This is a genomic window from Parazoarcus communis SWub3 = DSM 12120, from assembly GCF_003226565.1.
Lineage (GTDB): Bacteria > Pseudomonadota > Gammaproteobacteria > Burkholderiales > Rhodocyclaceae > Parazoarcus > Parazoarcus communis.
The window spans coordinates 1-1,669 of the sequence record NZ_QKOE01000060.1 but is presented as its reverse complement, the minus strand read 5'-3'; the positions used below and the strand labels follow the sequence as shown (position 1 = coordinate 1,669).

The 1,669-nt window shown below is 66.7% G+C and carries 1 protein-coding gene; it reads left to right on the top strand.

The annotated features are described in order from the left end of the window. Positions 1-68: 68 nt before the first annotated feature. A protein-coding gene (locus tag DNK49_RS22950) for an IS3 family transposase (RefSeq protein ID WP_110530388.1) occupies positions 69-1,639 on the top strand; the annotation gives its coding sequence in 2 pieces (ribosomal slippage) (positions 69-501 and positions 501-1,639; 1,572 coding nt in all). Positions 1,640-1,669 lie beyond the last annotated feature (30 nt).

Below are 1,669 nucleotides of genomic sequence, written 5' to 3'. Positions count from 1 at the left end.
CCCTCTGGGTCAAGATGGTTGTCGCCTCGATAGAATCTGAAACTCGAGGGCGATAACGGAAGAACGAAGTGGCCAGATACGGACAAGCATTCAAGGACAAGGCGGTAGCACGGTTGTTGCCCCCGGAGAGCGCATCGGTGGAGATGGTTTCCCGCGAACTAAGCATTTCAACGGCGACGCTGGAGCGGTGGCGCGCAGATGCGCTGTCCAAGCCCGCTCGCGAGCGGGCTTGGACAGCGCCGGCCCGATTCGAGGCGGTGCTGGTCACCGCCGCGATGGACGAGGCCAGCAAGAGCGCCTGGTGCCGCGAGAACGGCGTGTATCCGCAGGAGCTCGAGCAATGGCGGGCAGCGGCCACACAGGCGCTGGCCGACCCCGAGGACGCCGCGCGAATCAGCCACCGGGAGAAGAAGGCCGACCGGCGCCGCATCAAGGAGCTCGAGCGCGACCTGCGCCGCAAGGAGAAGGCTCTGGCCGAGGCCGCCGCGCTTCTGGTGCTGTCAAAAAAGCTCGAGGCGATCTTTCCGAAGGACAAGGACGAGGACGCATGATCGGCCTGGAAGATCGCCAAACGATGGTCCGCCACATCGACACCGCCCACGCAACCGGTGCGCGCTTGCGTCCGGCGTGCGAGGTCGCCGGCATCACCGTGCGCACCCTGCAGCGCTGGAAGGCCGAGGACGGCCTGCACGTCGGCGACCGCCGGCCCTTGGCCGAGCGCCCGACGCCCGCGCATGCGCTCACCGACGAGGAGCGCGCCCGCGTCCTGGCGGTGGCTAATGAGCCGCGTTTCGCCGATCAGCCGCCAGCGCGCATCGTGCCGACGCTCGCCGACGAAGGCGTCTACATCGCCAGCGAATCGAGCTTCCAGCGCGTGCTGCGCGCCCACGGGCAGACCCGTCACCGGGGCCGCGCCCGTGCCCCTCAGCGTTCGCGCACGCCGACCACGCATGTGGCCACCGCGCCGGGCCATGTCTGGTGTTGGGACATGACCTATCTGCCCACGCAGGTGCAGGGGCGCTGGTTCTACCTCTACCTGATCCAGGACCTCTACAGCCGCAAGATCGTCGGGTGGGAGATCCATGAGGCCGACCATGCCGACCACGCGGTGGGCCTGCTCAAGCGCACCGCGCTGGCCGAAGGCGTCCACGCGATGACCGACAAACCCGTGCTCCACGGCGACAACGGCAGTACCCTCAAGGCCACCACGGTGCTCGCCATGCTGCACTGGTTGGGCGTCAAACCGTCTTACTCGCGCCCGCGCGTCTCCGACGACAACGCCTTTGTCGAATCGCTCTTCAAAACGGCAAAGTACCGCCCCGAATTCCCGGCGCATGGCTTCGCCACCCTTGAAGACGCCCGCCTCTGGGGACGCGACTTCGTGCGTTGGTACAACTTCGAGCACCGCCACAGTGGCATCCGCTACGTCACCCCGGCGCAACGACATGCACTGGAGGATCGGGCGATTCTGGCGGCACGCCATCAGACGTATCTCCAGGCCCGCGAGCGCCATCCCGCGCGCTGGTCCCGTGAGACACGCGACTGGACGCCGGTCGGCGCGGTCACGCTCAATCCGGAGCGCGACGCAGTCGTGCGCGAGCAGGTGAATGCTGAAGATATAGCGCAGTTGGTTGCATGAATCAGGCGACAACTATCTTGACTTGTTCCG